The organism is Hephaestia caeni (genome assembly GCF_003550065.1).
Lineage (GTDB): Bacteria > Pseudomonadota > Alphaproteobacteria > Sphingomonadales > Sphingomonadaceae > Sphingomonas > Sphingomonas caeni_A.
In genome coordinates, this window is record NZ_QXDC01000003.1 from 1,014,140 (window position 1) to 1,040,154 (window position 26,015).

Annotated in this window: 27 protein-coding genes; 11 read left to right on the forward strand and 16 right to left on the reverse strand. The window is 68.3% G+C overall.

What is annotated here, in order from left to right; genetic code table 11:
• Nucleotides 1-40: 40 nt before the first annotated feature.
• Nucleotides 41-1,741, forward strand: coding sequence for an acyl-CoA dehydrogenase family protein (locus DFR49_RS13390; RefSeq protein ID WP_119036128.1), 1,701 nt, complete (start codon nucleotides 41-43; stop codon nucleotides 1,739-1,741).
• Here the strand turns inward: DFR49_RS13390 and DFR49_RS13395 are convergent.
• The 3 genes from DFR49_RS13395 to DFR49_RS13405 all read right to left on the reverse strand — a co-directional run bounded on the left by DFR49_RS13395 (nucleotide 1,717) and on the right by DFR49_RS13405 (nucleotide 4,241).
• Nucleotides 1,717-2,073, reverse strand: a complete 357-nt coding sequence (locus tag DFR49_RS13395) for a Rap1a/Tai family immunity protein (protein WP_119036129.1) — start codon at nucleotides 2,071-2,073, stop codon at nucleotides 1,717-1,719. The two genes, DFR49_RS13390 and DFR49_RS13395, sit on opposite strands and share 25 nt — an antisense overlap.
• Nucleotides 2,074-2,214: 141 nt before the next feature.
• Nucleotides 2,215-2,907 (reverse strand): histidine utilization transcriptional repressor HutC, encoded by a 693-nt coding sequence (locus DFR49_RS13400; protein WP_119036130.1) that lies wholly within the window; start codon nucleotides 2,905-2,907, stop codon nucleotides 2,215-2,217.
• Nucleotides 2,904-4,241: a formimidoylglutamate deiminase gene (locus tag DFR49_RS13405; protein WP_119036131.1), complete on the reverse strand. Its 1,338-nt coding sequence runs from the start codon at nucleotides 4,239-4,241 to the stop codon at nucleotides 2,904-2,906. Before DFR49_RS13405 ends, DFR49_RS13400 begins: the two co-directional genes overlap by 4 nt.
• Nucleotides 4,242-4,302: 61 nt before the next feature.
• Between DFR49_RS13405 and hutI the strand changes: the two genes are divergently transcribed.
• The 5 genes from hutI to DFR49_RS13430 all read left to right on the forward strand — a co-directional run bounded on the left by hutI (nucleotide 4,303) and on the right by DFR49_RS13430 (nucleotide 12,327).
• On the forward strand, nucleotides 4,303-5,496 hold the full coding sequence (hutI, locus tag DFR49_RS13410; protein WP_119036132.1) for an imidazolonepropionase: 1,194 nt from the start codon (nucleotides 4,303-4,305) through the stop codon (nucleotides 5,494-5,496).
• Nucleotides 5,493-7,013 (forward strand): histidine ammonia-lyase, encoded by a 1,521-nt coding sequence (hutH, locus tag DFR49_RS13415; protein ID WP_119036133.1) that lies wholly within the window; start codon nucleotides 5,493-5,495, stop codon nucleotides 7,011-7,013. Before hutI ends, hutH begins: the two co-directional genes overlap by 4 nt.
• The gene (gene hutG, locus DFR49_RS13420) at nucleotides 7,010-7,798 is read left to right on the forward strand and encodes an N-formylglutamate deformylase (RefSeq protein WP_119036134.1); all 789 of its coding nucleotides are present in this window, start codon (nucleotides 7,010-7,012) and stop codon (nucleotides 7,796-7,798) included. Before hutH ends, hutG begins: the two co-directional genes overlap by 4 nt.
• Nucleotides 7,795-9,444 (forward strand): urocanate hydratase, encoded by a 1,650-nt coding sequence (gene hutU, locus DFR49_RS13425; RefSeq protein WP_119036135.1) that lies wholly within the window; start codon nucleotides 7,795-7,797, stop codon nucleotides 9,442-9,444. Before hutG ends, hutU begins: the two co-directional genes overlap by 4 nt.
• A gap of 459 nt (nucleotides 9,445-9,903) precedes the next feature.
• Complete coding sequence (locus tag DFR49_RS13430; protein ID WP_119036136.1) at nucleotides 9,904-12,327, forward strand: membrane-bound PQQ-dependent dehydrogenase, glucose/quinate/shikimate family; 2,424 nt, start codon at nucleotides 9,904-9,906, stop codon at nucleotides 12,325-12,327.
• A gap of 228 nt (nucleotides 12,328-12,555) precedes the next feature.
• On the opposite strand, the gene DFR49_RS13435 is transcribed toward DFR49_RS13430, so the two are convergent.
• The 13 genes from DFR49_RS13435 to DFR49_RS13495 all read right to left on the reverse strand — a co-directional run bounded on the left by DFR49_RS13435 (nucleotide 12,556) and on the right by DFR49_RS13495 (nucleotide 23,302).
• Nucleotides 12,556-13,470, reverse strand: coding sequence for a flagellar motor protein MotB (locus DFR49_RS13435; RefSeq protein WP_119036137.1), 915 nt, complete (start codon nucleotides 13,468-13,470; stop codon nucleotides 12,556-12,558).
• Nucleotides 13,471-13,599: 129 nt separating this feature from the next.
• Nucleotides 13,600-14,463: a flagellar motor stator protein MotA gene (gene motA, locus DFR49_RS13440; protein ID WP_119036138.1), complete on the reverse strand. Its 864-nt coding sequence runs from the start codon at nucleotides 14,461-14,463 to the stop codon at nucleotides 13,600-13,602.
• 106 nt (nucleotides 14,464-14,569) lie between these two features.
• Nucleotides 14,570-15,481, reverse strand: a complete 912-nt coding sequence (locus DFR49_RS13445; protein ID WP_119036139.1) for a flagellin N-terminal helical domain-containing protein — start codon at nucleotides 15,479-15,481, stop codon at nucleotides 14,570-14,572.
• A gap of 4 nt (nucleotides 15,482-15,485) precedes the next feature.
• Nucleotides 15,486-16,835 (reverse strand): flagellar hook-associated protein FlgK, encoded by a 1,350-nt coding sequence (flgK, locus tag DFR49_RS13450; RefSeq protein WP_119036140.1) that lies wholly within the window; start codon nucleotides 16,833-16,835, stop codon nucleotides 15,486-15,488.
• The gene (locus DFR49_RS13455; RefSeq protein WP_119036141.1) at nucleotides 16,832-17,191 is read right to left on the reverse strand and encodes a rod-binding protein; all 360 of its coding nucleotides are present in this window, start codon (nucleotides 17,189-17,191) and stop codon (nucleotides 16,832-16,834) included. The genes flgK and DFR49_RS13455 overlap by 4 nt, the downstream gene beginning before the upstream one ends.
• Nucleotides 17,191-18,285, reverse strand: a complete 1,095-nt coding sequence (locus tag DFR49_RS13460; RefSeq protein WP_119036142.1) for a flagellar basal body P-ring protein FlgI — start codon at nucleotides 18,283-18,285, stop codon at nucleotides 17,191-17,193. Before DFR49_RS13460 ends, DFR49_RS13455 begins: the two co-directional genes overlap by 1 nt.
• A gap of 17 nt (nucleotides 18,286-18,302) precedes the next feature.
• Nucleotides 18,303-18,968 carry a flagellar basal body L-ring protein FlgH gene (locus DFR49_RS13465; RefSeq protein WP_119036143.1) on the reverse strand — a complete coding sequence of 222 codons (666 nt, stop codon included), beginning with the start codon at nucleotides 18,966-18,968 and terminating at the stop codon, nucleotides 18,303-18,305.
• On the reverse strand, nucleotides 18,968-19,756 hold the full coding sequence (flgG, locus tag DFR49_RS13470; protein ID WP_119036144.1) for a flagellar basal-body rod protein FlgG: 789 nt from the start codon (nucleotides 19,754-19,756) through the stop codon (nucleotides 18,968-18,970). The genes DFR49_RS13465 and flgG overlap by 1 nt, the downstream gene beginning before the upstream one ends.
• 11 nt (nucleotides 19,757-19,767) lie before the next feature.
• Nucleotides 19,768-20,514: a flagellar basal-body rod protein FlgF gene (gene flgF / locus DFR49_RS13475; protein WP_119036145.1), complete on the reverse strand. Its 747-nt coding sequence runs from the start codon at nucleotides 20,512-20,514 to the stop codon at nucleotides 19,768-19,770.
• Nucleotides 20,515-20,543: 29 nt separating this feature from the next.
• Nucleotides 20,544-21,824: a flagellar hook protein FlgE gene (locus tag DFR49_RS13480; RefSeq protein WP_119036146.1), complete on the reverse strand. Its 1,281-nt coding sequence runs from the start codon at nucleotides 21,822-21,824 to the stop codon at nucleotides 20,544-20,546.
• Nucleotides 21,825-21,848: 24 nt separating this feature from the next.
• Nucleotides 21,849-22,538 carry a flagellar hook assembly protein FlgD gene (locus tag DFR49_RS13485; protein ID WP_119036147.1) on the reverse strand — a complete coding sequence of 230 codons (690 nt, stop codon included), beginning with the start codon at nucleotides 22,536-22,538 and terminating at the stop codon, nucleotides 21,849-21,851.
• 2 nt (nucleotides 22,539-22,540) lie between these two features.
• A complete protein-coding gene (flgC, locus tag DFR49_RS13490) occupies nucleotides 22,541-22,951 on the reverse strand; it encodes a flagellar basal body rod protein FlgC (protein WP_119036148.1) in 411 nt (136 codons plus the stop codon).
• Between the two features lie 3 nt (nucleotides 22,952-22,954).
• A complete protein-coding gene (locus DFR49_RS13495) occupies nucleotides 22,955-23,302 on the reverse strand; it encodes a flagellar basal body rod protein FlgB (RefSeq protein WP_119036149.1) in 348 nt (115 codons plus the stop codon).
• A gap of 252 nt (nucleotides 23,303-23,554) precedes the next feature.
• Between DFR49_RS13495 and DFR49_RS13500 the strand changes: the two genes are divergently transcribed.
• From DFR49_RS13500 to DFR49_RS13520, 5 genes are all read left to right on the forward strand, one after another.
• Nucleotides 23,555-24,235 (forward strand): MotA/TolQ/ExbB proton channel family protein, encoded by a 681-nt coding sequence (locus tag DFR49_RS13500; RefSeq protein ID WP_245968489.1) that lies wholly within the window; start codon nucleotides 23,555-23,557, stop codon nucleotides 24,233-24,235.
• Nucleotides 24,232-24,759 carry a flagellar motor protein MotB gene (locus DFR49_RS13505; RefSeq protein ID WP_211325878.1) on the forward strand — a complete coding sequence of 176 codons (528 nt, stop codon included), beginning with the start codon at nucleotides 24,232-24,234 and terminating at the stop codon, nucleotides 24,757-24,759. Before DFR49_RS13500 ends, DFR49_RS13505 begins: the two co-directional genes overlap by 4 nt.
• The gene (locus DFR49_RS13510; RefSeq protein WP_245968491.1) at nucleotides 24,756-25,319 is read left to right on the forward strand and encodes a hypothetical protein; all 564 of its coding nucleotides are present in this window, start codon (nucleotides 24,756-24,758) and stop codon (nucleotides 25,317-25,319) included. Before DFR49_RS13505 ends, DFR49_RS13510 begins: the two co-directional genes overlap by 4 nt.
• Before the next feature lie 72 nt (nucleotides 25,320-25,391).
• On the forward strand, nucleotides 25,392-25,676 hold the full coding sequence (flgM, locus tag DFR49_RS13515) for a flagellar biosynthesis anti-sigma factor FlgM (RefSeq protein ID WP_119036151.1): 285 nt from the start codon (nucleotides 25,392-25,394) through the stop codon (nucleotides 25,674-25,676).
• Nucleotides 25,673-25,993 (forward strand): flagellar protein FlgN, encoded by a 321-nt coding sequence (locus DFR49_RS13520; protein WP_211325879.1) that lies wholly within the window; start codon nucleotides 25,673-25,675, stop codon nucleotides 25,991-25,993. Before flgM ends, DFR49_RS13520 begins: the two co-directional genes overlap by 4 nt.
• Nucleotides 25,994-26,015: the final 22 nt, after the last annotated feature.

Genomic DNA, 26,015 nt, shown 5'->3' on the forward strand with positions numbered 1-26,015 from the left:
CGCTATATCGCGCCGCAGCCAAGGACAAGAGAGGATACCGATGCCCTTCACCCCCGCCATTGCCGATCAGCGCTTCGTGCTCGATCACATCGTCGGCATCGCGGCGCTGGCCGCCGAGGCGCGTTTCGCCGGTGCCAGTGCGGACGTGGTCGATGCGGTGCTCGACGGGATCGGCGCGTTCGCCGCGGGCGAATGGGCGCCGCTCAACCGGCTGGGCGATACCGTGGGCGCGCGCTGGACCCCGGCGGGCGTGGTGATGCCCGATGGTGTCGCCGCCGCGTACAAGGCCTATGTCGAGGGCGGCTGGGGGACGATCGGCGTTCCCGAGGCCTGGGGCGGGCAGGGGCTGCCGTTCGCGATCCAGACGGCGGTGCTCGAAACGCTGGGGAGCGCCAATATGAGCCTCGCGCTTGCACCGACGCTGACGGTGGGGGCGATCGAGGCGTTGCTCCACCACGGCACCCCGACGCAGCAGGCGCTCTATCTTCCCAAGCTTGCGACCGGTGAGTGGACCGGCACGATGAACCTCACCGAGCCGCAGGCGGGCTCTGATGTCGGGGCGCTCAAGACGCGCGCGACGCCGCGCGGCGACGGCACATGGTCGATCCAGGGGACCAAGATCTTCATCTCGTTCGGCGATCACGACATGGCCGACAATATCGTCCACCTCGTGCTCGCGCGCACCCCCGATGCGCCCGCGGGGACGCGCGGCATCTCGCTGTTCCTTGTCCCCAAATACCGGCTCGATGCGGACGGGAATCCGGGTGAAGCGAACGACATCCGCGTGGTCTCAATCGAGCACAAGATGGGGTTGCACGGCTCGCCCACCTGCGTGCTCGCCTTTGGTGACGAGGGCGATTGCGTCGGCGAGCTGATCGGCGACGAGCTGGGCGGGATGGCGGCGATGTTCACGATGATGAACAACGCGCGGCTCAATGTCGGCCTGCAAGGCGTCCAGATCGCCGAGGCGGCGACGCAGCAGGCGGTCGCCTATGCGCGCGAGCGGATCCAGGGGCGGCGCGAGGGGCGCCCGGCGGCGATCATCGAATTTCCCGACGTCCGCCGGATGCTGATGCGGATGACCGCCGAAACGCAGGCCGCGCGGGCGTTGGTCTATTACGCCGCCGCGCAGGTCGATCGCGCTGCGCTTGGCGATGCGGCGGCGCGCGCGCGGCTGGAACTGCTCACCCCGCTCGCCAAGGCGCACGCGACCGATATCGGCTGCCTCGTCACCAGCCTCGGCGTACAGGTGCATGGCGGGATGGGCTATATCGAGGAGACCGGCGCCGCGCAGTTCTTCCGCGACGCGCGGATCACGCCGATCTACGAAGGCACCAACGGCATCCAGGCGGCCGATCTGGTTGGGCGCAAGCTGCCGATGGCGGGCGGCGCGGCGTTCGCATCGCTGGTCGCCGACATGCGCGCCGAGGCGGAAGCGGCGCCGCTGCGCGCGCTGATCGATGCCTGTGAAGCGACCGCGCGAACATTGCTCGACGCGGTCGACGACGATCGGCTGGCGGGCAGCACGCCGTTTTTGACGATGCTGTCGGTCGCGGTGTGCGGTTGGTTGATGGAACGCAGCGGCCGCCTGGCCGATACGGCAGGCGATCCGGCGTTCACCGCGCTCAAGCAGGCGGCAGCGCGCTTCTATGTCGGGCAGGTCGTGCCCGAGGCGATGGGGCTTGCCGCCGCAGCGACGGCGCCCGCCGCCGATCTCTATCCGTTGGGATCGACCGGCTGAGTGCAGGGAAGCGCGGTGGCGACCGCGGCTTTGACCGCGCTCGCGGCCGATTCGGCACGGCGTTCGGGATGCGCGGTGAGATAGGCGGTCACCAGCTCGGCGGCCTTCTGGTTGGTGATCGGCGCGCGGCAGATCGTCTCGTCGCCGGTGCGGGCCTCGGTCAGGAACACGCCGTCGATCACGCCCGCGACATACATCGAGCATTGGCCGTGATTGGGCCGGGTGCAGATGTCGTAGAGCGTCTGGGCGGTGAAGAAGGCCGGGATGAGCGGCGGCTCGACCGGCGTCTGCGCGGCGGCGCCCAGCATCAGCATGATGGTCAGCACGTGCATCTCCCGTCCCCCAGTTCTCCACCGGCTTGAACGAAATCGTGCGCGAATTCAAACCGACAGCGGCGAGTGACGGCAAGCCGTCGTCGGTTGGAGTCGGATTCGATGGATCCGGTTAGGGCAGGGCCGCCTTCGCAAAACTGCTCAAACACTGAACGGCTTGAACTCGGCGACGAGATCATAGCGCGCGCCGGGAAAGACCTGCCGGACATAGGTGACAAGCGCACCGCCGCGCCAGGTCCAGCGCTCGAGCTTGAGGCACGCCTCGCCGGGCGCGAGATCGAGCGCGGCGGCCTGGTCCGCCTCGGCGCCGATCGCCGAGATGCGGTGGCGCGCGTCGCTCCATGGCACATGCGCGAGCAGCCACGACCCGGGGGCGGTGGCGGTGAAATCCTGCGCTGCCGCCTCGGGCGTGGCGTCGAGCGCGATCCAGCGCCGTTCGATTGCGAACGGATCATCATCGGCGCGGTGGAGCCCGGTGACGGTGAGATGTGGCCCGACGCGGCCGACCTCGGGCAGGTCGGCGTGATCGCCGCGATGCTGCTCGGTCAGCACCCAGCGATAGGCTTCGCCGCGCGCTTCGATCACCGCACGCAGATCGGGCACGTCGAGCACCGTCGCATGGATCGGGGGATGCGCGACGAAGCTGCCCGCGCGCTTGCGGCGATCGATGAAGCCCGCGCGCGCCAGCGCCCCGAGCGCCTTGCTGACGGTCGCGCGCGAGCATCCATAGGTCGCGGTCAATTCGTGCTCGAAGGGGATACGGTCGCCCGGCTTCCAGGCACCCGAGCGGATGCGCGCCTCGATATCGGCGCGGATGCGGGCGTCGAGGCTCATGCGAGCAGCCGCGCGAGCGTCGCGCGGTACCGTGCGGCGATGGCGTCGCGTGCGACGTGGCGGCCGTCGGCCACGACCTGCCGTCCTCCGCGCCAGACGTGCCGGACGGTATCGCGGCCGGCGAAGATCCAGCCGTCAAGCAGCGCGTCGCCGCTGCGCCCCACAAGCGCGGGGTCGTCGGCGTCGAGCGCGACCAGATCGGCAGGCGCGCCGACGGCGATTCCCGCCTCGACCCCGAGCGCCTGCGCGCCACCGGCGAGCGCGCCGGCAAAGAGCCGCGCGCCGATCGAAGGATGCGCGTGGTCCGCCAATACGTTGCGTCGCCGGCGCGTCAGGCGCTGCGCATATTCGATCGTGCGCAATTCGTCCGCCGCATCGATGCGGATGTTCGAATCGGTGCCTGTTGCGACCGTGCCGCCCGCGGCAAAATAGCGCGCGGCGGGAAAGATGCCGTCGCCCAGGTTAGATTCGGTGACGGGGCACAGCCCGGCAACCGCGCCCGAGGCGGCGAGTGTGTCACATTCGGCATCGGTCAGATGTGTGGCGTGGACGAGACACCAGCGCGCATCGACGGCCGCGTTGGCGAGCAGCCATTCGACCGGCCGTGCGCCGGTGGCGGCAAGGCACGCCTCGACCTCCTTCACCTGTTCTGCGGCATGGATGTGGATCGGGCCGCCATCGGCGAGCGGCAGGATCGCCGCGAGTTCGTCGGCGGTCGTCGCGCGCAGCGAATGCGGGGCGATTCCAAAAGTGGCGTCATGCGGCAGCAGTGTGCGCGATGCTTCGGCGAGGCGCGCGAAACCGTCGATGCCCGACACGAAGCGGCGCTGCCCCAGCGTCGGCGGCGCTCCCCCGAAATCGGCGTGTGCGTAGAAGACCGGCAGCAGCGTGAGACCTATTCCCGATTCGTCGGCGGCAGCGACGATGCTCGCGGCGGTCGCAGCGGGATCGGCGTAGCGGCGGCCGTCGATATCGTTGTGGAGATAGTGGAACTCGCCGACGCGCGTGTAGCCCGTCTCGAGCATCTCGACATAGGCGAGCGCGGTGATCGCGGCGATGTCGTCGGGGGTCAGTCGGTCGAGAAAGGCGTACATCACCTCGCGCCAGCTCCAGAAATCGTCGTCCGCGCGGCCGCGGCGTTCGGAAAGCCCCGCCATGCCGCGCTGGAAGCCGTGACTATGCACGTTGCAAAGGCCCGGCAGCCCGATCGCGTGGCGCGCGTCGCCGGGCGATGCGTCCCGCTCGACCGAGACGATACGACCATCCGCCACACCGATCCGCACGCCTGTCGCCCAGCCGTCGGGAAGCAATGCCGTCTCGAACCACAAATCCATGCGCGGGCGTCCTCGTCGATTATGTCTAGACATATTAGCAGAGCGGCGCGAGGATAGCGAGATGGTTCGGCCCGATCGACTCTGGCGCAACGCACGGCTCGCGACGATGACGGGCGACGGCCTCGGCGTGGTCGAAGGCGGCGCGGTGGCGGCGACGGACGGGCGGATCGTCTATGCCGGGCCGGCCGACGACGCGCCGACCGACGCGGCCGAGGTGAAGGATTGCGACGGGCGCTGGATCACGCCCGGATTGGTCGATTGCCACACGCACCTCGTCTACGCCGGCAACCGCGCGACCGAATTCGAGCAGCGGCTCGAAGGCGCGTCGTATGAGGAGATCGCGCGCGCCGGCGGCGGTATCGTCGCGACGATGCAGGCGGTGCGTGCTGCTGACGAAGCCGCGTTGATCGCCGAGAGCCTGCCCCGGCTTGATGCGCTGATCGCCGAAGGGGCGACGACGATCGAGATCAAATCGGGTTACGGCCTGTCGCTCGATGCCGAACTCAAGCTGCTGCGTGCCGCGAAGGCGCTGGGTGGGCGGCGGCCGGTGCGGATCGCGACGACCTTCCTCGGCGCGCATGCGGTGCCGCCCGGTATCGACGCCGATGCGTATATCGACGCGGTGTGCGGCACGATGATCCCGGCGATTGCCGATGCCGGGCTCGCCGATGCGGTCGATGCCTTTTGCGAACGCGTGGGGTTCACCCCCGCGCAGACCGAACGCGTGTTCAAGGCCGCCGCCGCGCACGGCCTGCCGGTCAAGCTCCACGCCGAGCAATTGTCGAACAGCCACGGCGCCGCGCTTGCTGCGTGCTACGGTGCGTTGTCGGCGGATCATCTCGAACATCTCGACGCGGCCGGGATCGCCGCGATGGCGAAGACGGGGACAGCCGCGGTGCTGCTGCCGGGCGCCTTCTATTTCATGCGCGATACGCAGGTGCCGCCGATCCGGGGGCTGCGCGAGGCCGGTGTGGGAATCGCGCTCGCGACCGACTGCAATCCGGGCACCTCGCCGCTCACCTCGCTGCTGCTGGCGATGAACATGGGCGCGACCTTGTTCCGCCTGACCGTCGCCGAGTGCCTGGCGGGCGTGACTCGCGAGGCGGCGAAGGCGCTCGGCCTCGGCGGTGAGATCGGTACGCTCGAAGCCGGAAAATCGTGCGATCTCGCGATCTGGGACATCGAGACGCCGGCCGAACTGGTCTACCGAATCGGGTTCAACCCGCTTCATCAACGCATCTGGAGGGGGCAATGAGCGTGACGATCCGGCCGGGCGCGATGGCGCTTGCCGACTGGCGGGCGATCTGGCGCGGCGCGGCGGTGGTGCTCGATCGCGCCGCCGATGACGCCATTGCGGCGAGCGCGGCGGCGGTCGCGCGCATCCTCGGCCGGCATGAACCGGTTTATGGGATCAACACCGGTTTCGGAAAGCTCGCGAGCGTCAGGATCGGCGACGACGAGCTGGAGATGCTCCAGCGCAATATCGTGCTGAGCCATGCCGCCGGTGTCGGCGATCCGATGCCGATGCCTGTCGTGCGGTTGATGCTCGCGCTCAAGCTCGCGAGCCTCGCGCAGGGTGCCTCGGGCGTGCGGCCCGCGACGATCGCGATGCTAGAAGCGATGCTCGCGCAAGACCTGCTGCCGGTGATCCCCGCGCAGGGCTCGGTCGGTGCGTCGGGCGATCTCGCGCCGCTCGCACACATGGCGGCGGCGATGATCGGGGTCGGCGAGGTGGCGTGGCGCGGCAAGACCCGCCCGGCGGCGGAGGCATTACGCGAGGCGGGGCTGGCGCCGCTGACGCTCGGCCCCAAGGAGGGGCTCGCGCTGCTCAACGGCACGCAATTCTCTTGTAGCTATGCGCTTGCCGGGCTGTTCGAGGCCGAGGCGTTGTTCCGCGCGGCACTGGTGACGGGCGCGCTCTCGACCGAGGCGGCCAAGGGCTCCGACACGCCGTTCGATCCGCGTATCCACGCGCTTCGCGGGCACCAAGGTCAGATCGAGACGGCCGGGGCGCTGCGCGGCCTGATGGCGGGCTCGGCGATCCGCGCGAGCCATGTGACGGGCGATGCGCGCGTTCAGGATCCCTATTGCCTGCGCTGCCAGCCGCAGGTGATGGGCGCGTGCCTCACGCTGCTGCGCCAGGCCGGCGCGACGCTGGAGACCGAGGCGAACGGCGTCACCGACAATCCGCTGATCTTCGCCGACACCGACGAAGCGCTGTCGGGCGGCAATTTCCACGCCGAGCCGGTCGCCTTCGCCGCCGATACGATCGCGCTCGCGCTGTGCGAGATCGGCTCAATCGCCGAACGGCGGATCGCGATGCTGGTCGATCCGGCGCTGTCGGGCTTGCCCGCGTTCCTGACGCCGAAGCCGGGGCTCAATTCGGGCTTCATGATCCCGCAGGTGACGGCTGCCGCGCTGGTGTCGGAGAACAAGCAGCGCGCGCATCCCGCCTCGGTCGATTCGATCCCGACCTCGGCCAATCAGGAGGACCATGTGTCGATGGCGGCGCACGGGAGCCGGCGGTTGCTGGCGATGACGGACAATCTTGCGCATGTGATCGGGATCGAGCTGCTCGCAGCGGCCCAGGGGTGCGATTTCCACGCGCCGCTGACGTCGAGTGACGCGCTGGAAGCGGCGCGCACGCTGATCCGCGCAGAAGTGCCGATGATGCATGACGATCATCATTTCGCGCCCGACATCGCCAGGGCGACGGCACTGGTGCGCGACGGCAGCATCGCGGGCGTCGCCGCGCTGCCGGGGGTGGCATGACCGACTGGCTGACCGTCGAGCGCGGTGCCGCGCCGCTGATCGTCAGCGTGCCGCACGCCGGCACCGATATCCCCTCGCCGCACGATGCGGGGATGCGCTCGGTGGCGCTGGCCCGGCGCGATGTCGACTGGAACGTCGACCGGCTCTATGCCTTCGCGCGCGCGTTGGACGCGACCGTCATCCGAACCGCGATTTCGCGCAGCGTGATCGACGTCAATCGCGATCCGAGCGGCGCGTCGCTCTATCCCGGGCAGGCGACGACGGGGCTGTGCCCGACGACGACCTTTATGGGCGAGTCGCTTTACGAGGACGGGCGCGAGCCCGATGAAGCGGCGATCGCGGCGCGGCGCGCGACCTATTTCGATCCCTACCACGCGGCCATCGCGGCGGAGATCGCGCGGTTGCGGCGCGACCATTCGCCCATCGTCCTCTACGACGCGCATTCGATCGTCGGCGAGGTGCCGCGACTGTTCGAGGGTAGGCTGCCGCAATTCAACATCGGGACGAATGATGGCCAGAGCTGCGATCCCGCGCTTGCGATCGCCGTGGCGGCCGCTTGCCCCGAACCGAAAGTAATCAACGGCCGCTTCAAAGGCGGGTGGATCACGCGGCATTATGGACGTCCCGAGCGCGGCGTGCACGCCATCCAGATGGAGTTGGCGATCCGCGGCTATGCCGACGAGGCCGCGCCCGATCGCTGGGACGCGGCACGCGCCGCGCCGATGCAGGCGACGTTGCGCGGCGTGCTCAAGGCTTGCCTCGATTTCGCGAAAGGACGCGCATGACCCGCCTCGACAACAGCCGCAACATCCGCGCGCCGCATGGAACCGAGCTATCCGCCAAAAGCTGGCTCACCGAGGCGCCCTTGCGGATGCTGATGAACAATCTCGATGCCGAGGTCGCGGAGAACCCGCACGAACTCGTCGTCTATGGCGGGATCGGCCGCGCCGCGCGCGACTGGGAGAGTTTCGACCGGATCGTCGACGCCCTGAAGCGGCTCGAGGGCGATCAGACCCTGCTCGTCCAGTCGGGCAAGCCGGTCGGCATCTTCCGCACGCACGAGAACGCGCCGCGCGTGCTGATCGCCAATTCGAACCTCGTACCGCATTGGGCGACGTGGGAGCATTTTCAGCAACTCGATCGCGCCGGGCTGATGATGTACGGCCAGATGACCGCAGGCTCGTGGATCTACATCGGTAGCCAGGGCATCGTTCAGGGCACCTACGAGACCTTCGCCGAAGTTGCGCGGCGTCACTTTTCGGGCGACCCGTCGGGCAAGTGGATCCTGACCGCCGGGCTCGGCGGGATGGGCGGCGCGCAACCGCTGGCGGCGGTGATGGCGGGGTTTTCGTGCCTTGCGATCGACTGTCAGCCGAGCCGGATCGAGATGCGGCTCAAGACCGGCTATCTGGACCGCGAGGCGCGCGATCTGGACGAGGCGCTGGCGATCGTTCGCGACGCGACAGCGCCGGTCTCGGTCGGGCTGCTCGGCAATGCTGCCGACCTCTATCCCGAACTGGTGAAGCGCGGCGTGCATCCCGATGTCGTCACCGACCAGACCTCGGCGCATGATCCCGCCAACGGCTATCTGCCGCAAGGCTGGAGCCTCGATCGCTGGTTCAGCGAGCGCGAGCGCGATCCGGCGGCGGTGGCCGCGGCGGCCAAGGCATCGATGGCGGTGCAGGTCCGCGCGATGCTCGATTTTTACCACGCGGGCGTGCCGACGCTCGATTACGGCAACAACATCCGCCAGATGGCGCAGGACGAGGGCGTCGCGGACGCCTTCGATTTTCCCGGCTTCGTGCCCGCGTACATCCGGCCGCTGTTCTGCCGCGGCGTCGGGCCGTTCCGCTGGGCGGCGCTGTCGGGTGATCCCGAGGATATCTACAGGACCGACGCAAAGGTGAAGGAACTGATCCCCGACGATCTGCACCTCCACCGCTGGCTCGACATGGCGCGCGAGCGCATCCACTTCCAGGGCCTGCCCGCGCGCATCTGCTGGGTGGGGCTCGGCGATCGCGACCGGTTGGGCGTCGCGTTCAACGAGATGGTGGCATCGGGCGAGGTGAAGGCGCCGATCGTGATCGGGCGCGACCATCTCGATTCGGGTTCGGTCGCGAGCCCCAATCGCGAGACCGAGGCGATGAAGGACGGCAGCGACGCGGTGTCGGACTGGCCGCTGCTCAACGCGCTTCTCAACACCGCGTCGGGTGCGACCTGGGTGTCACTCCACCACGGCGGCGGGGTCGGCATGGGCTATTCGCAGCACGCCGGGATGGTGATCGTGGCGGACGGCACCCCGGAGGCCGCCGAGCGGCTCAAGCGCGTGCTGTGGAACGACCCCGCGACCGGCGTGATGCGCCACGCCGACGCGGGTTATGACGAGGCGCGTCGCTGTGCCGACGAGATGGGGCTCGACCTGGTGCGTTAGGGTCAGAACCTATCAATTAGCGCGGTCATGCCGGACTTGATCCGGCATCCCGCTTCTTCTTTGCTCGGCTCCAGGAAAGCGGGACCCCGGATCAAGTCCGGGGTGACGTTTAAACTGATCGCGAGCAATCCAGCGATGGGTGCGCAGGGGCGCGGAAGGTTACAAAGGTTACACTAGGTCTCCCTTGTCTTGCCTTCCCCTGCGCGTCGTGCGCACCGGGCGCGGCGGGGCGGGCCGGCAACGCGCCGACGCGGGTGGGATCGACCGATTCACAGAGCAGCGGGCATTATGCCACGACGGCGGGGTTGTAGGACAGCGAAGAGAACAAACAGGGGGTGAGCTGTCGTACGCCCTGCGATGGCCATGTCGTCTCGCGATATTTCTCACAGGGGCGGCGGAGCGATCCGTGGGATGCAACGTTTTCCTCTTTCGACACAATGGCACGAGGGGAAGTGCGTCATGTGGGAACGGATCAAGGCGGCGCCGGCGATCACCGGCGCGGTGTTCGCGATCATCGGGATCATCCTGGCGGTGGGCGGCGCCCAGCTCGTCCAGCTCGGCTACACCTGGTATTATCTGCTGGCCGGCCTCGGGCTGATCGCGAGCGGCGTGCTGTTCGCGCTGGGGCGGCGCGAAGGCTATTGGCTCTATGCTTTCGTCTTCGTCGCGACGCTGATCTGGGCGCTCGTCGAGGTCGGTTTCGACGGCTGGAAGCTGATGCCGCGCGTGCTCGCCCCCGCGGTGCTGCTGCTGTGGGTGTCGATGCCCTGGGTGACGCGGCGGCTGGCGCGCGGGCAGGATTTCGGCCGCTGGACGGTCGGGCGCTGGGCCGGCGGCGCGCTGGCATTGCTCTCGATCGTGCTCGTCTTCGCGAGCGGCTGGTGGATCACCTGGACGCGCTGGGACCGCGACGGGCAGGTGGCGCAGGCGCTGCCGACGCCCGCGGTCGGCATTCCGGTCGCGGCGGGGGACTGGCGCTATTACGGACGCGATCAGGCGGGGACGCGCTTCAGCCCGCTCGCGCAGATCACGCCGGACAATGTTGGCGCGCTCGAACGCGTCTGGGAATATCATTCGGGCGACCTGCCCCGGCCGGGCGAGAACAAGGGCGGCAAGGAGTTCAATTTCGAGGCGACCCCGATCAAGATCGGCGATTCGGTCTATTTCTGCACCCCGCACCGCGACGTGATCGCGCTCGACGCGGTGACGGGCAAGGAGCGGTGGCGCTTCGATCCCAATAACGACACGTCGGCGAATACGTATCTCTCGTGTCGCGGCGTCGCCTATTACACGCCGCCGGCGGGCGCGACGGGGGTGTGCGCCGAGGAGGTCATCTCGACCACCGCCGACGCGCGCCTGTTCGCGCTCGACGCGCGGACGGGCAAGCTGTGCCCCGGCTTCGGGCAGGGCGGCTACGTCTCGCTGCGCGAGAATATGGGGCCGACGCCGCCGGGGTTCCACTTCATCTCGTCGCAGCCGATGGTCGCGGGCGGCAAGATCATGCTGTCGGGCTGGGTCGCCGACAACATCGCCGAGGGCGAAACCTCGGGCGTGATCCGCGCTTTCGATGCGCGCACCGGGCAGCTCGTCTGGGCGTGGGACATGGGCCGCGTGCCGCAGACCGCGCCGCTCAAGCCGGGCGAGACCTATACGCGCGGCACCCCCAACGGCTGGGGCACCTTCACCGCTGACGAGGGGCTGGGGATGGTCTATGTGCCGCTCGGCAACCCGACGCCCGATTATTACGGGGCACAGCGGCGGCCGTTCGATGATACCTATTCGAGTTCGGTGGTCGCGCTCGACATCGCGACGGGGCAGGAACGCTGGCATTACCAGACCGTCCACCACGACGTGTGGGATTTCGACCTGCCGATCGGCCCCAGCCTCGTCAACCTGCCCGACGGCAACGGGCAGGTGATCCCGGCGCTGATCCAGTCGACCAAGCGCGGCGAATTCTTCGTGCTCGACCGGCGAACCGGCCGGCCGATCGTCGAGACGGTGGAGAAGACGGTGCCGCAAGGCGGTGTGGCGGGCGAGACGCTGTCGCCGACCCAGCCCTATCCGGTCGGCATGGCGAGCCTGACGCCGAAGGACCTGACCGCGAAGGACGCCTGGGGCGCGACCCCGATCGACCAGATGGTCTGCCGGCTGCAATTCGCCAAATACCGCTATGAAGGCCAGTTCACGCCGCCGACGGCGGGGTACGGCAATATCGGCTATCCGGCGTTCGATGGCATCATCGACTGGCATGGCGCGACGATCGATCCGACGCGGCGGCTGCTGATCGCCAACGCCAGCTACATCCCCTTCACCTATCGGATGATGAAAACGCAGGAGGCGATCGACAAAGGGCATATCAAGCCCTGGGCCGGGTGGGAGAGCGGCAAGGCGCCGCCGCCGGCCGAGCCGTGGTGGAACCCGCAATACGGCACCCCGTTCGCGGTGCGCATCCAGCCGTGGCTCAATTTCTTGGGCGTGCCGTGCAACGCGCCGCCCTGGGGTACGCTGACCGCGATCGATCTGGTGACGAAGAAGATCGTGTGGATGCGGCCGATGGGCACCACGCGCGACCTCGGGCCGTTCGGGCTCAACGTCAATCTGCCGCTGCCGACGGGCATGTTCAACATCGGCGGCAATATCGCGACCGCGGGCGGGCTGATCTTCGTCGGCGCGTTCGGCGACGATTACCTGCGCGCGGTCGACGAGCGCACCGGCGCGGTGGTGTGGAAGGCGCGGCTGCCCGCCGGCGGGCAGGCGACGCCGATGACCTATCAAGGCGCCGACGGCCGGCAATATGTCGTGATCGCCGCCGGCGGACACGGCGGGCTGGGCACGACCGCGGGCGACGCGGTGGTGGCCTATGCGCTGCCCAAGCGGGAGTGAGGCGGGTTCGGTAAGAAGAAGGGAGTTGTTCGCGCAGAGACGCGGAGGCGCAGAGACGTAGAGAGGATCGGCAATGCGCGGCGAGAACCCGCCGTCGAGGTCGAATTTTTCCTTATGTTCCCGCGAAGGCGGGAATCCAGAGTCGCCTGTGTGACGCTTTTGACTCTGGGTTCCCGCTTTCGCGGGAGCACTGCTTCGCCGAGAACCGACAGCGCTCTGCGCTAGATTCTATTGCCCGAACACGCCGCGCCGGTAGAGGAGGGTGACGGCGACGCGGCGGTTGCGCGGATCGGCGGGGTTGTCGGCAATCATCGGTTCGCGCTCGGCGACGCCTTCGATCCGCTCGAAGCGCTTCTCGGCGATCCCGCCCGCCGCCAGCCGGCGGCGCACCGCCTCTGCGCGGCCCGACGACAGCATCCAGTTGTTCATGTTGGCCGGGTTGCCGTAGGCGAGGCTGTCGGTATGGCCGCGGATCATGATCGGGTTCTGGCTCGGCCGAATCGCGCCCGCGACGAGCGCGATCAGCTTGTCGGCCTCGGGCTCGAGCGCGGTCGTCCCCAGCGCGAACATCGAATAATCGGCATCGTCGATCAGATCGATCCGCATCCCGTCGCGCGTGCGCACGAAATGGATGTGCTTGGCGAGCCTGGCGAGCCTGGCGTTGCTCGCGATCTCGGCCATCACCTGGCGGCGCATCGCCTCGAAATTCTTGCGGTCCTCGGCGGCGAGCGCCTCGCGGGTGGGGTTCTTGAGCGAACCGGCCTCGCCGTTCCCCGAATCGGGGCCGCCGATCGCGCTGAACGGCACCGTCAGCGCGCGCGTGCCGGTCTGCGTCGCCTTGTGCTGGTAATTGTCGCGGTCGACGATCGATTCGCCGCCGAACAGCCCGTTCGAGCCGGCGCTGTTCTCGCGTAGCTCGACCAGCGTGGGGGCGAAATAATCGGCGATCGACTTGCGCTGCTTCTCGGTGGTGGCGCCGAGGATCCACAGCAAGAGGAAGAACGCCATCATCGCGGTCACGAAATCGGCATAGGCGACCTTCCACGCGCCGCCGTGATGCCCGGCGCCATGCCCTTCGACATAGACTTTGCGGACGATGATCCTGGGCGGCTGGTTCGAACCGTGGGGTGCGCGGGCGGCCATTTATTTGGCTCCCTGCGGTCGCAGGCCGCACCAGCCCGCTCCCCCACCCAACCACCCACGACCGTACACTGAATGGGCGGTCGGGTGGGGGAGCGGGCTGGTGCGGCTATCCAACAAAAACAGCATTCCTCAGCGCCCGCGCAAGCCGTCGAACACCTCGGCGAAACCGGGCTGGTTCGAGTGCGCGATGCCCGAGCGCGCGGCTTCGATCACCAGTGGCTGCGGATGGCCGTGGAGCGACGCGATGATGATCTGCTTGACGGTGTGATAGATCGCCGAATCGGCGTCGATCACTTGCTGGAGCCTCGTTGCGAGCGGGCCGACCAGCCCGTAGGCGAGCAGCACGCCGAGGAAGGTGCCGACGAGCGCCGAGCCGATCATCGCGCCGAGGATCGCGGGCGGCTTGTCGATCGAGCCCATCGTCTTGACCACGCCGAGCACCGCGGCGACGATGCCCAGCGCGGGCAGCGCGTCGGCGAGGCTCTGGAGCGAGGTTTGCGGGCGCTGCACCTCCTGGTGGTGCGTCTTGATCGCGTTATCCATCACCTCCTCGACCGCATGGACATCGAGCGTGCCCGACGACACGACGACGAGCCGGAGCGTGTCCGCGATCAGATCGACCAGCGTGTGATCGGCGAGCAGCCGGGGATATTCGGCGAAGATCGCGGAGGACTTGGGGTCTTCGACATGCGGCTCGAGCGCGATCGGCCCTTCCATCCGCAGCATCTTCATCAGCTTCGAGACGAGGAAGATCGTGTCGAGATAATCCTGCTTCTTGTATTTCGGCCCCTTGAACACCTTGGCGAGCCCGCCGGCGAGCGCCTTCAACTCCTTGCCCGAATTGCCGATGATGAGCGCGCCCGCCGCGGCGCCGCCGATGATGATCAGCTCGTGCGGGATCGCTTCCATGACCGGCCCGAGCGCGCCGCCGGTGAAGACGAAGCCGCCGAACACCATGACGAGCAGAACGACAAGACCGATTGCAGGAAACATGGTACCGGTACTTCCCCCTTGGCGCACGCGCGGCTCATATCGGATAACGACCGCGACGCCCGAGGCTTGACCTCATTTCGTCGCTATTTGGTTACCGGCGCCGTAATTACTTGATGTAGTTGAACAGCGAGAGCTGGGTGAGCTGGGTGAAGCTCGCCTGCGTCGCTTGCAGGATCGTCATCGTCTTTTGCAGTTCGGTGATCGCGGCGGTGATGTCGGTATCCTCGATCGCCGAGCGATCGATCTCGCGTGCCGCGCCGGCGTCGGCGGCGCGCGTTTGTTCGAGATCGAGCCGCGCGCCGCGCGCGCCGATCGACGCGCGCACGCCGGTCAGATGATCGACCGATGCCTTGAGGTCGCCGAGCGCGGTCGCCGCCGCCGCCCCGACATCGCCGCCGTTTTCGAGCGTGTCGGCGAGCGCGCCGATGATCGCGAACACATCGGTGGGGCCGCCCGCCCCCGCGATGCCGCCGAACACGCGCTCGGCGCTGTCGGTCGGCTGGATGCTGACGGTATCCGACACCGGGATCGCTATCGGATCGCCGCTGCCGGCGAAGCCGACGCTGCCGTCGGTCGCGCGGGTGACGCCCGTCTGGGCCGAGCCCGCGCCGAACAGCGGCTGGCCGCGCGCGTCGGTGGTGTTGGCAAGGTTGACCAGATCGTCGAGGATCGCGCGCAACTGCACCGCAATCGACGCGCGATCCGAATCGGAAAAGGTGTCGCTGCCCGCCTGGACGGCGAGTTCCTGCGCGCGCTGGACCTGATCGAGAACGCTTTCCAGCGTCGCATCCGATTGCCCGAGCAGGGTCTGCGCGAGCTGGACGTTGGTCGCATAGGCGGACGCGTCGGCGCCGGTGCGCGCGATCCCCTGCAAGCGCTGATAGGCGATGATGTTGTCCGACGGGGCGGCGTATTTCTTCGTCGTCGAGATCTGCGCCTGGAGCGTGTCGGCATGCGCGGACAGCGCCGCCATCTGCGATGTCGAGCGGGCGAAGAACAGGCTGGTGCTGATCTGCATGGGGCTAGCTCACGTTGAGGATCGATTGGAAGATTTCGCGCGCGACCTGGATCACGCGGCTCGAGGCCTGATAGGCCTGCTGGTAGCGCATCAGATCGACCGCCTCGGAATCGAGATTGACGCCCGACATCTGATCGCGCGCGGCGATTGCGCCGTCATGGATCGAGGTCTGCGCCGCCGCCACCGTCCGGCGCGAGCTGAGCGCGGCGCCGTTTTCGGCGACGAGCGCGGTGACGGCGCCTTCGGCGCTGCCCGAGGCGCGCAGCGTATCGAAGCTGGCGAGGTTGGCGTTGTCGCGCGTGCCGCCGCCGGGGGCGGCCGCGGCGATCCCGCGCGGATCGGTGAGCGTGACGGTGATGCTCGCGGCATCGGCACCGATCGCGAACATCGCCCCGCCGGCATGGCCGTCGAGATCCTCGCCTGCGGCCTGAACCGCGTTGACGCCGTCGACGAATTCGGTGGCGACGCGATCGATCTCGGTGGTCGCGGCGGCGAGCCGCTGCGCGGCGTCGGCGATCCCCGCCAGCGCACCGCCCGAGGGCGATACCGACTGGGTGACGCCATTACGCCGCAGCCCATAGGAAACCGCGCCGTCCACGTTGCGGCTGTAGAGAATCTTGCCCGGATCGACCCCCGGCGTGACGAAGACGGGGCCGCTCGCGCTGCCGAGCCTGACCGTCGCGCGCCCGGCGACATCCATCGTCACGCTGATGTCGCTCAAGGCGCTCATCTGTTCGAGGATCTGGTCGCGCTGGTCGAGCAGTTGCGCGCTGCCGGTCGAGCCCGGCGTGGCACGGCTCAGTCCGTCGTTGATGCGCGCGAGACCGGTGGCGAGATCGTTGAGCGTCGTCACGGCATTGCCCGCGGTCGCATCGAGATCGCGGCCGAGCTGGGCGAGCTGCGACGCGGTGCCCTTGAAGGCATCGGCCAGCCCCGAGGCCGAATCGAGCATCGCGAGGCGCGGGGCGCTCGCGCTCGGATCGGCGGCGATCGCCCGGGTCGCGTTGAAGAAGCCGGTGAGCGCGCCCGAGAGTCCGCTGCGCGTGAGCGCCTGCTCGATCTGGTCGAGCCAGGTGACCGCGGTTTCGCTGCGCGCGAGATCGGCGCCGGCGCTGCGCACCGCGACCTGCCGCAGTTCGTCGCTTTCGCGTGCGATCCCGCTGACGACCACGCCCGAGGCGACCAGCGGCGCGTTGCCGTTGATGCCGCGCGACGCGGCGGCGACCTCGTTCATCGTGGTGGTCCGGCGGACATAGCCCGCGGTGCCCGCGTTGGCGATGTTTTCGGAGGTCGTGCCGATCGCGGTCTGATAGGCGCGGACGCCCGAGGCGCCGATGCCGAGAAGGTCGGTCATGTGCGGTTCCCCGAGCTATCTGCCGAATCGGGCGCGGCGGCGGGATCGGCCTGCAACGCCGCATCGGCGCGCGCCAGGAACTCGACCATCGCCTTGCCGATCCCGATCGGCGCGTGGCTCGCCATCGTCTCGGCGACCTTTTGATCCTGCATGTCGCGGAAGGTATCGAGCGCCTTCGAATCGAACAGGTCGTCGGCGAGCTTCGCAGCCCGCATCGATTTGAGCATCATGCCCGTGAAGATCGCCTCGAACCGCTGGCCCGCAGCGTCGAGATTGTCGCGCGTCGCCAGCCGTTTGGTATCGGCGGAGACCTTGGGCGTCAGCGACGCGATCTGGGAGGCGGCGGTATCGACCATCACAGCACGATCAGGTCGGCGTTGAGCGCGCCGGCTTCCTTGAGCGCTTCGAGGATCGCAACGAGATCCGCCGGCGACGCGCCGATCGCGTTGACCGCCTTGACGATGTCGGCGAGCTGCGGGCCGGGATCGAGCAGGAACATCGGGCGCATTTCCTCGTCGATGGCGACGGTGCTGTTCTGTTCGAGCGCGGTCTGGCCCTTGCTGAACGGCGCCGGCTGGCTGACGCGCTGCTGCTCGTCGATGCGCACGGTGAGCTTGCCGTGGCTGACCGCCGCCGGGCCGACGCGCACCGCATTGTTGATGACGACGGTGCCGGTGCGTGCGTTGACGATGACGCGCGCGGGCGGATCGGCCGAGACGACGTTGAGATTCTCGATCTCGCTCATCAGCATCGTGCGCACGTCGGCGCCCTGTGGTGCCGCGATCGCGACCGAGACGGCATCGACCGCTTCGGCGCGGCCGTTGCCCAGCCGCGAATTGATCGCGGCGGCGACGCGCTGCGCGGTGGTGAAATCGGCGCGCGCGAGGTTGAAGGTGAGCCGCGGCGCGGTGGCGAAACCGGTGTTGACCGCACGCTCGACGGTCGCGCCTTCGGGGATGCGGCCGCTCGAGGGGATGTTGATCACGATCTTCGAGCCGTCGGCGCCCTGTGCGCCGAGCCCGCCGACCGCGAGGTTGCCCTGCGCCATCGCATAGATCTGCCCGTCCGCGCCGAGCAGCGGGGTGAGGATCAGCGCGCCGCCGCGCAAGCTCTTGGCCTTGCCCATCGACGACACGGTGATGTCGAGCTTCTGCCCCGGCTTGGCAAAGGCGGGAAGCTCCGCCGTCACCATCACCACCGCGGCGTTCTTGAGCGCGGGATTGACCGCAGGCGGCAGTTGCAGCCCGAAGCGCGACGCGACCGACTTCATCGACTGGATCGTGTATTCGAGATTGTCGTCGCCCGTGCCCGGCAAGCCGACAACGATGCCGTAGCCGGTGAGCTGATTGGTGCGGATGCCCTGGAACGCGCCCAGATCCTTGATCCGGTCCGCATGAGCGGGCTGGGCCAGGAGCAGGGCGGCGAGACAGGCGAGAAAGGTGCGGATCATGACCGGCTTGCGCTCCGTCAGAAGGGGCTGATGATCTGGAAGAACCGGCTGAGCCAGCCCTGACGGCTGGCACGGGCGATATCGCCCTTGCCGGTGTACGAGATCTGCGCATCGGCCACCCGCGTCGAGGCGACGCGATTCTGCGCGTCGATATCGGCGATGCGGACGATGCCCTTGATCTGGATGAATTCGTCGCCGCGGTTGAGCGTGACGCGCTTCTGCCCCTGCACCAGCATCGTGCCGTTGGGATAGACCTGCGCCACGGTGACGCTGATCTCGCCCGAGAGCACGTTCTGCTGCCCGGCGGTGCCCTTGCCGTCAAAGCCGCGCTTGCCGCCGAAAGTCGCGTCCGATTCGCCGAACAGCGCCAGGGCGCCCGTGGTCGGCGGGATGAGCCCGAACTGGCCCTTCGAATCGAGCTGCGAGGTCGAGGATTTGGACGCGACGGTGCGTTCGACCAGCACGATCGTCAGCGGATCGCCGACGCGGCGCGCCTTCCAGCCTTCGTAGAGCGCGGCATAGCCGGCATCGGCCTGGAAGATCGCGCCGTCGGCCGATGGCGGCGGCGGCGGCGGGGGCAGCGTGAGGCTGTAATCCTCGCGATGCTTGTCGCGTGCGTGCGCGGCGCCGGCGACGAGCGCGACGGCGGCCAGACCGAGCGATAGGGTGCGAAGCGTGCGCATCAGATGTTCTGGTTGACGTATTTGAGCATGTCGTCGGTCGCCGAGATCATCTTCGAATTGACCTCATAGGCGCGCTGCGTCTCGATCATGTCGACCAGTTCCTCGACGACGTTGACGTTCGAGCCTTCGAGCATCCCCTGGCGGATGTTGCCGCGGCCCTCTAGGCCGGCGATGCCGAGGCTGACCGGGCCCGAGGCCGCGGTCTCGACAAGGTAATTGTCGCCGATTTCCTGCAAGCCGGCGGTGTTGGGGAAGCTCGCGACCTGAATCTGGCCGATCTCACTCGGCTCGGTCTGGCCGGGGATCGTCGCCGAGACGGTGCCGTCGGTGCCGATCGTGATCGCGGTCGTGCCTTCGGGCACGGTGATGCCGGGCATCACCTGATAACCTTCGCTCGTGATCAGCAGCCCTTCGGGCGAGCGCGAGAAATTGCCCGAGCGCGTGTAGCCCAATTGGCCGCCGGGCAATTGCACCTGGAAATAGCCGTCGCCGTCGAGCGCGAGATCGAGCGCGTTGCCCGTGGTCTGCATGTCGCCCTGCGTGTCGATCCGGGCGGTGCCCTGGATCTTGACGCCGGTGCCGAGGTTGAGGCCGGTCGCGTATTTGCTCTCCGACGTGCTCGCCGAACCCGGCGCGGTGATCGTCTGATAGGCCAGCGTTGCGAACGCGGCGCGGCCTTTCTTGAACCCGGTCGTGTTGACGTTGGCGAGGTTGTTCGAGATCACCCGCATGCGCGTATCCTGGGCGTCGAGCCCGGTCCGCGCGATGTGCATGGCTGCGCTGCTCATATCCTGTTTCCTCAGCTAGGCATGCGCATCACCGATGCGCCGCTCTCGTCCATGTTCTTGGCCTCTTTCAGAAGGTTGGCCTGTACCTCGTAGCTGCGCTGGTTCTGGATCATGTCGACCAGTGCCTGCGTCATGTCGACGTTCGAGCCTTCGAGCGCGCCGACCTCGACCTTGGCGTCCATATTCTCGGGCAGCGTGCCGCCGCCGTTGACATGGAGCAGGTTGTCGAGCCCCTTGAGCGTGTCCGAGCCTTGGGGGCTGACCAGCCTGAGCTTGTCGATGACCTGCATCTCGGTGCCCTTCTCGGCGCCCAAAGGCAGGATCGAGATCGTGCCGTCGGCGGCGATCTGCACCTTGTCGGCGGGCGGCACGGTGATGGGCCCCCCCGAGCCCATCACCGGGAAACCGTCTCCGGTTTCCAAGACGCCCGATGCCGCGATCGAAAGATCGCCGCGCCGTGTATAGGCTTCGCTGCCGTCGGTCGCCTGCACCGCGAGCCAGGCATTGCCCGCCATCGCGACGTCGAGCGGGCGGCCGGTCTGCTGCACGGTGCCGGGGTTGCGATCGGCGTCGATCACCTCTTCCGAGGTGGGCCGGCGCGTCTCGAGCCCCTGGCCGATCAGATAGAGCTGGTCGAACCGGACGCGATCGGCCTTGAACCCGGTGGTCGAGGCGTTCGCCATGTTGTTCGCGATCGCCGCCTGCGCCGCCATGTGCGCGCGCAGGCCCGATGCCGCGGTGTAGACCAGCTTGTCCATCTATCGTCCCCGGTTCCCCTTGTCCGCGATCAGCGGATGTTGAAGATCGTCTCGGAAATCTGGCTCGACGTATCGAGCGCCTTGGCGTTCGCCTGGAAGTTGCGCTGCGCCGCGATCAGGCTGACGAGTTCCTCGGTGATGTCGACGTTCGAGCTTTCGACCGCCCCCGACATCAGCGCGCCGAGCCCGTCGCCATTGGCTTCGCCATAAGTGGGCTCGCCCGAAATACCGGTCGACGCCCAGGTCGAATTGCCGAGCTGGCGCAACCCCGAGGGGTTGGAGAAGTTGACGAGCGCGACCTTGCCGAGAATCTGGTTGTCGCCGTTCGAGAAGCTCGCCTTGACGAAGCCGTTCTCGTCGATCGTCACCCCCTGCAATTCGCCCACCGCGACGCCGTCCTGCGTCTGGGTCAGCACCTCGCCCGCGGCGGTGCGCTGGGTCGTGCCGGCGAGATCGATCGTGATCTGCTGGTTCGATGCGGTGGCCGACGGCGTGAACACGCCGAACTGGATCGGCGCCGCCGGATTGGTCAGCGTGCCGGCATTGTCGAAGCTGAGCGCGATATGATCGCCCGCGCCCGATTGCATCTGCTGATCGCCGACGAAGGTATAGGCTTCCCAGGTGCTCGACAGATCGGGCGCCGCGGGCGGCACCGTCGCGACGGGGGCCGAGGTGCGCTTGTAATAGGTCGTCATCGTCATCGGCGAGCCGTTCGAATCGTACACGGTCGTCGTCACGGCCTTGTTGTAGCTCGACGCGTCGAAGCGATCGAAGGTCGCGGTGGTGGGAACCTCGGTGGTCGCGCCGAGATTGACCGCGAGCGCGACGTTCTGCGTCGGGTTGGGCGTGCCGCTGGTCGCGGGCAGGCGCAGGCTGGCGAGCGCGCTCGCGCTGGTCGCGACGACATTGCCCGAGCCGTCGACCGGATAGATCTGGACGTGGCTGCCCTGGCCGTCGACGACATAGCGATCGGCATCGACGAGGAAGCTGCCGTTGCGGGTGTAGTTGACCTGCGCGCCGCCGATGTTCGGCTTGACCGCGAAGAAGCCGTCGCCGGTGATCGCGAGATCGAGCGACGATTCGGACTGGACGAGATTGCCCTGGCTGAACTGCTGGCGGATTGATTTTACCACCGTGCCCGAGCCGATCATCTTGGTCGGGTTGACCGACACGCTCGACGCGATGACGTCGGCGAATTCGGTGTCCGAACGCTTGAAGCCGTTGGTCGAGACGTTCGCGAGGTTGTGCGAGATCGTCGACATTTCGGTCTGCGAGGCCTTGAGGCCGCTGAGCGAGGTATAGAAGGACATGGGTGTTGCTCCTTGACGAAGAGATCAGCCGACCTGGCGGATGTCTGAAATCGGCACCGAGCCGAGGCCCGGCAGCGTGAGTAGGGGATCGCCGGTGGCGGGCAACGACACCGCCGCGACCGGCGCCCAGACGAGCGGCTGGCTGGCGATCTCGGCGCTGCCGTTGATCGCCATCGTGGTGACGAGGAACGGACCGTCGCCGGCATCCTCGCCGGTGTCGGTGGTGCCGTCCCAGTCGAAGGCGACGGTGCCGGCATCCTGCGCGCCGAGCGAGAAGCTCTTGAGCACCGTGCCATCGGCATTGGCGATCGTCACCATGACGTCGCTGGCGTCCTTGGCGAGTTCGACCGCGCCGGCGATGCCGCCGTCGGTGCGCCCATACCCAACGTTGCCCGGCGTCAGCACGGTGCGGCCGACATAGGACAGCGCGTCGCTGGTCGAGCCGCCGGCGAGCTTGTCGGAGATCGCCTTCAGCGTCGAGTTCATCTCGGCAATGCCCGCGACGCTCGAGAATTGCGCCATCTGGGCGACCATCTGTGTGTTGTCGACGGGGCTGAACGGATCCTGGTTCTTGAGCTGCGCGGTCATCAGTTCGAGGAAATCGGACTGATCGAGCGTCTGCTGCTGCTGGCGCGTCTGCACCGCCGGCGCATTGCCCGCGTTGGTGCGGCCGATGCCGAGGCTGGCGAGCGTCGAATCGAAAGCGGTGGTCATGATCAGCGTCCGAGCTTGAGGGTGTCGAGGATCAGCGACTTGGCGGTCTGCATGACCTCGACATTGTTCTGGTAGCTGCGCGCGGTCTCCATCATGTCGACCAGCTCGCGCGTCTCATCGACCGCGCTTTCCCAGATGTTGCCGTTCTCGTCGGCCATCGGGTTGGTGGGGTCGTAGCGCTTGGTGGGCTCCTCGCCCGCGGTGACGATGCGTTCGACGTTCACCGTCGCGAGGCCGGTGGCATTGTCATATTGGGTGCGGAAGACGGGCTTGATCGTCTTGTACGCGGCGTCCGCGCTCGACGCGATGCCGCCGGCATTGGCGAGGTTCGACGCGGTCGTGTTCATCCGCACGAGCTGCGCGGACATCGCGCGCCCGGCGACCTGGAAGATGGTGAGCGGCGAATCGGTCATGGCTTATTCTCCCCTGAGCGCGCGCGTGATCGTGGAGAGGCGGCCGTTCAGGAACGACAGCGTCGTCTGATACTGGACGGCATTCTCCGCGAACGCGGTCTGCTCGGTCGAGAGATCGACGGTGTTGCCGTCGAGCGACGGTTCGAGCGGCACGCGATACTGGAGCGCGCCGTCGAGCGATGCCGGATTGCCGGTCCGTTCGACCGCGGCGAGCGCGGCCTGGAAATCGATGTCCTTCGCCTTGAAGCCCGGCGTCGAGACGTTGGCGATGTTCGAGGCGAGCAGCCCCATGCGCTTCGAACGCACTTCGAGCGCTGCTGCATGAACGCCGAAAAGAGTGTCGTTGGGCATGGGTGTCCCCTCGCGCAAATGTATCCGCGCCCTTTCCAGCAAGGGGCGTGCCAAATGCGCAAAGGCGGCGGCGGGGGCGTGGCTTGCGCGGAATCGGCAAGCCGGGGCCGGGCCGGGCGGCAAGATGTTGCCGGCCAGCGGCAAGCCCGCGCCGCGTGGGTGGCGGATCGGATGCTTGTGGCGGCGGCTTCGCGCGGGTGGCCGGTTTGGCGCGCGGCTTGCAACGCCCGGGCGAAACGCGAAGGAGCAATGATGAGCACCACCCTCACCTTCACGCCGATGCTGGGCGCCTATCTCGACCCGAGCGCGATCGCGATCGTCGTCGGCGGCACCGCAATCGGCACGGTGCTGAGGACGCCGCGCCGCGATCTGGCGCGCGCGCTGGCGGCGGTGCGCGTACTGTTCCGTCGCCGCTTCGATGCCACCGCGCTGGTCGCGCAGGTCGCCTCGCTCGGCCGAATCGCGCAGCGCCACGGGGTGATCGCGCTCGATCGTTCGGTGATCCGCGATCCCGATGTCGCCGCCGCGGTCGCCGCGATCGTCGATGGTGCCGGCCCCGACGAGATCGCGACGCTCCTCGCCGAGCAGCGCGAGACCCGCGACGAACGCCACGCCACCGCCGCCGACGTCTGGGCCGCCGCCGCCGAACTCGCACCGGCGATGGGGATGATCGGCACGCTGATAGGGCTCGTCGGCATGTTCACCGCGATGGACGATCCGCAATCGATCGGCGGGGCGATGGCGATCGCGCTGCTGACCACGCTTTACGGTGCGGTTCTCGCGAGCCTGGTCGCGATGCCGATCGCCGCGCGGTTGCGCCGCGCCGCGCGGATCGAGGCGAGCGAACGCCAACGGATCGAGGCGCCGCTGATCGGCCTCGCCGAGCGCGAGCGCCCGCGGCTGCGCGCCGTCCCCAACGAGGCCGCGGCATGATCGCGCCGCATTCCACCGAGCGCGCCGGGCGCCCGATCTGGCTGACCACGCTCGCCGATCTCAGCCTGCTGCTGGTCGGCTTCTTCGTGTTCATGCAGGCGACGCAGCATCTCGACAAGCGCGCGCTCGCCAACGGTTTCCGCGAAGGCTTCGGCGGAGAGCCGGCGCCGGCCGCGCCCGAGCCGATGCCGGTCGCGGCCGCGGCGATGCTCAATTTCGTGCCCGGATCGGCGGTGTTGCCGAGTGCACCCGACGGCCTGATCGCCTGGGCGCGCACCGCGACCAGCGACCCGCGCGTGACGCTGAAGATCGCCGGCAGCGTCGACGGCAGCGCCGCCGATGTCGATCCCGCGACCGGCAACGGCGCGGTGCTCGCGGCCGATCGCGCGCGCGCGGTTGCCGCCGCACTCGCGGGTACGCGCGTCGCGCCCGGGCGGATGACGATCGTCAACGCCGCCGACCGGCCCGGCGCGAGGCGCCGCGAAGTGATCGTCACGCTCGGCTTTGCCGGAGGCCCGAAATGACCCGTATTGCCTTGAGGGAGACCAAGATGTTCCGCCTGATCATGCCCGCGCTGCTGATCGCTGCGCCCGCCGCCGCCGCTGATTTCCAGGACATTGCCGCGCTCGACCGCGCGGTCGCCGCGTTCGCCGGGCATGGTATCGGCGAGGACGGCGGCGCGCGCGCGCCCGTCGACAAGCGGCTCAAGCTCGCGCAATGTCCCACCGTCGCCCTGTCGTGGCGCACCGATCGGCACGACGCGGTCGTCGTCGCTTGCTCGGGGCCGAACTGGCGCATCTTCGTGCCCGTGCACCACGCCGCGCCGGTGACGGTCGCCGCTGCCAGCGCGGTGGTCGCCGTGGCGCCGCCGGTGAAGCAGCAGCCGGTGATCAAGCGCGGCGATCCGATCGTGGTCGCGGCGGGATCGCCGGGCTTCTCGATCTCGCGCGAGGCGATCGCGATGGGCAATGCCGCCCCCGGCGAACGCTTTCTGGCGAAAGGCGATGGCGACAAGACCCAGTTCCAGGCGATCGCGGTCGCCCCCGGTCGCGCGACGCTGCCGGGCTGGGCGGATCAGCCATAGGAAAAAAATGCTAAAGCGCCGCGCGCGTCGGTCGTTGAATGCGATGTCGGCATAACAGAAGGCTCCGCAGACATGGTTGCTCCCGTCGGTTCAAAGCCGGTTCTGCCCGTCCACGGCCTCGCGCCGTTGGCGAAGGCGGCGGCGGTGCGCCCGGCGGGATCGAACGTGGGGAGCGCCGACGAGACGGCGCGGTCCGCCGTCGCCAGCCTGGCGCGCGACATGGCCGCGAGCGCCCCGGTTGATGCGGCACGCGTCGCGCGCTTTCATCAGGCGATCGCCGACGGCAGCTTTTCGGTGCAGCCCGATGCGGTCGCGGGCAAGCTCGTCGCGATGCGCAACGCGTGGAGCGGCCAATGACCCGGCGCGACGCCCTGATCCGCGTGATCGATTGCCTCCACGCCGAGATCGCGGCGCTGAAGGCGAACGACATCGTCGCGCTCGAGCGCGCGACCCGCGACAAGCTGACAGGGATCGAGGCGGTTGCCGCCAATGACGACGAAGCGCCGCCGAGCGCCGACGTGCGCGAGCTGGCCGAGGAGGCGAACCGCCTCAACGAGACCTGCCGGATATACGTCAACCTGATGACGGCAAATGTTCGCCGCCGCCTGCAACAATTGGCCGGCACCAGCGGCAACGCCTATGCGCCCGGCGCGGGCGGCTACGCCTGCGCGTAACGCGCACGAAAACATCCATTTC